A 2,653-nucleotide genomic window follows, 5' to 3' on the forward strand; every position below is an offset into this window, starting at 1 on the left:
CCGGGGGACATAGGCTTCTTGCTGTTTGCGACCCCCAGATGACGGGTGACATAGGCTCGCCATGGCCGCCGAACCCCAGATGACCGGGGGACATGGGCTCGATGCACGAATTGAGCCCACTCGGCCGGCCGCAGCACCTATCATTACTGGCTGTGCGACCAGGTGGTCTCCGGCGCCAGCTTGAACGCGATCGTGTACTGGTTGATCAACGGGTCCACGTGGCAGAAGAACACGCGCCCGTCGAGCGGCGCCGTGAGCATCTCCTTCACGTGGGCGTCGCCTGTGTCGAGCACCTGCCCGAGCGTCTGACCTGCGCGGACGCGCTCGCCGGGCTCGACGTCGCGCAGAAAGAACCCGCCCGCGCGCTCGCACCGGACGTCCACGAGCGACGCCTCGTCGAGGCGCGTCGAGCGGAAGCCGCCCGGCAGCGAGAAGCGCACCACCCCGCGGTCATCGAGGAACCGCAGGATACAGTCCTCGACCTCGTCCGCGTTGCGGGTCGAGAGCGACCCCATGTCGCGCACGAAGACGCTGAACGCGTGCGTGTCCCATACCTGCCAGTTGTAGTTGAGCGTCGTCGTGTCGAAGCTCGAGGGCTTCTTTGCGACGACATAAGGGAAGCCGAACGCCTCGGCGAGCTGGAGAGACTGCAGGCTGATGGGCCCGGCGTCCGTCACTCGGACGTGCGGCTGGAAGTCCCCGGGTAGATAGAAGCTGCAGAGCTGGATACCGTAGTCGTAGCCCTGCACGGCGCGGAAGAGCCCGTCGGCGATGCGCTGGGTCGTCTCGCCGAGGTCGTAGCCCGGAAACATCCGGTTGATGTCGGTGCTGTCCACCGGCCAGAACCGCTCGGATATGTTCATGGAAAACGCGTTCACGGAGGGCACGACGAGGACGCGGCGGCCGGGATCCATGGCGCCCTTCTCCTCAAGGGCGCCAAGGCGCCTCACGAGGTCTGCGCACACGTAGGTCTGCTCAACCTCGTTGCCGCGCATGGAGCCGACGACGGCGACGCACTTGGGCGCGTCCGCGCGGCCGAACTCGTAGCCCCAGATGGTCAGCGGCTCTCGGTAGGGGGTGTCGAGGGTGTAGAGGTTGATCTTTCTCATGATTCGACGTCCTTCAGGATGCGGCCGAGGAGCGACCCGGGGTACACGACGGGGTATTCGCGCAGGGTGAAGAGAAGCCCAGAGGCGGGCGCGACGACGCGCTCGGCGACGCGCCCGGTCAAGGTATCTGCCACGATGCCGATGAGCTGGCCCTTCTTTACTTTGCTGCCGTGCGGGGCCTCGGGGAGGAAGACCCCTCCGGCGGAGGCGTTGAGGTAGGCGACCTCGCCGTCATGGGACACGATGGGCGCGAGCGCCGCGCGGAAGCCGCCGTCCCAGGCGCCGAGGTGAGCCGCGAGGTGGAGGATCCCTTGGGTGAGGCACTCGCCGTAGCCGCGCGTGACGCGCATCCCGACGCCCGTCTCGACGACGAGCGCGCGGGTGCCCGTGGTGTTGAGCGCGTATGCGAGGGTCGACTGCAGGACGGTCGCAGAGGCGTGGACCCAGACGAAGTCCACGTTGAGCAGGGACGCGAGGGGCAGGAGCTCGTCGGCGGAGAGCTCGTTGATGCGGACCTGGGGCATCTCGCGCAGGAAGATGTTCGATGCGTGGATGTCGACGGCGACGTCCACGCCGGAGATGTCGTCGAAGACCGCCGCGGCGAGGGTCTCGGTGAGGTCGCCGTCGCGCTTGCCGGGGAAGGTGCGGTTGAGGTCGACGTCGAACATGGGGACGCCGCGCTCGATCGAGTTGATGCCGAGCGGGTTGATCGCGGGGTAGATGTCCACGGTGCCGTAGAGCTTGTCCAGCTGGGACTCGAGTGCCTCTGCGAGCTTGAAGGCGACGTATTGGCCCTCGAGCTCGTCCCCGTGCACGCCGGTGACGACCGCGATGCGGGGCTTGTGACCGGCAGCTGCCGCCTCGCCGCCGAAGGGCGCGGGGGCCGTGCCCTCGATGCGGTGCTTCTGGATGATCAGGTTCTCGCCCACGGGCAGCTCTGCCCGGAATACCGTCTGGATCACGCGCTCCCCTTTCTTCGCAACGTCTACCTGCGATTATGCGTCACGTGTTGTTAAGCCCCCTTAAACGACGCGTTACCATCCGTCACTGGGTGACAGTCATCGGCTGATGGGTGGCACCGAATGATGTCTGTCCCAGAAAGCTGCACGCAATGACTGTCATCCAGTGAGGGTCGCCGTTAACGGGTGTGGGTCACCAGGTGAGAGAGGCGTCGTCGGTCACGCGGACGCTGACGGACATGCTCTGGCGCGCGCCGCCGACGAAGACGCCGCGCTCGATGGGGCAGTCGGCGAAGTCGCGCCCGTGCGAGAGCGCGATGAGCACGTGGGCGAAGTCCTGGCAGACGCCGCGCCCGCCGGCGAGCGCGTCCTCGCCGCAGGTCCGCACGTCCGTCGCTCCCTTCTCGTACGCGAGCGCCCCGGCGACGGCGTCGCTCGGGCGCCGGGCCTTCTGGAGCGCCGGCAGGTTCGCGCTCACCCGCAGCACGTCGCCCACGAACTCACGCACCCGCGGCCCTGCCGACGCGAGCTCGCTCGGCCGAAGGTAGATAGGGTGCGCCGGCTCCGGGCTCACGTTCGCGGAGT

The 2,653-nt window shown here is 67.6% G+C and carries 3 protein-coding genes; all 3 read right to left on the reverse strand.

The features are described from left to right. Window positions 1-143: 143 nt before the first annotated feature. On the reverse strand, window positions 144-1,109 hold the full coding sequence (locus tag ACT84W_RS09645; RefSeq protein WP_444329049.1) for a M14 family metallopeptidase: 966 nt from the start codon (window positions 1,107-1,109) through the stop codon (window positions 144-146). Continuing rightward, window positions 1,106-2,071, reverse strand: a complete 966-nt coding sequence (locus ACT84W_RS09650; RefSeq protein WP_444329050.1) for a M14 family metallopeptidase — start codon at window positions 2,069-2,071, stop codon at window positions 1,106-1,108. Before ACT84W_RS09650 ends, ACT84W_RS09645 begins: the two co-directional genes overlap by 4 nt. A 190-nt stretch (window positions 2,072-2,261) precedes the next feature. Continuing rightward, the coding region (locus ACT84W_RS09655) for a hypothetical protein (RefSeq protein WP_444329051.1) at window positions 2,262-2,653 on the reverse strand (392 nt) is incomplete at its 5' end.

It is taken from the genome of Paratractidigestivibacter sp. (genome assembly GCF_052362415.1).
GTDB lineage: Bacteria > Actinomycetota > Coriobacteriia > Coriobacteriales > Atopobiaceae > Paratractidigestivibacter.

Excerpts from the sequence above, each read along its gene's own strand:
- ACT84W_RS09645 (WP_444329049.1), bottom strand. The coding sequence starts at position 1,109 with ATGAGAAAGATCAACCTCTACACCCTCGACACCCCCTACCGAGAGCCG.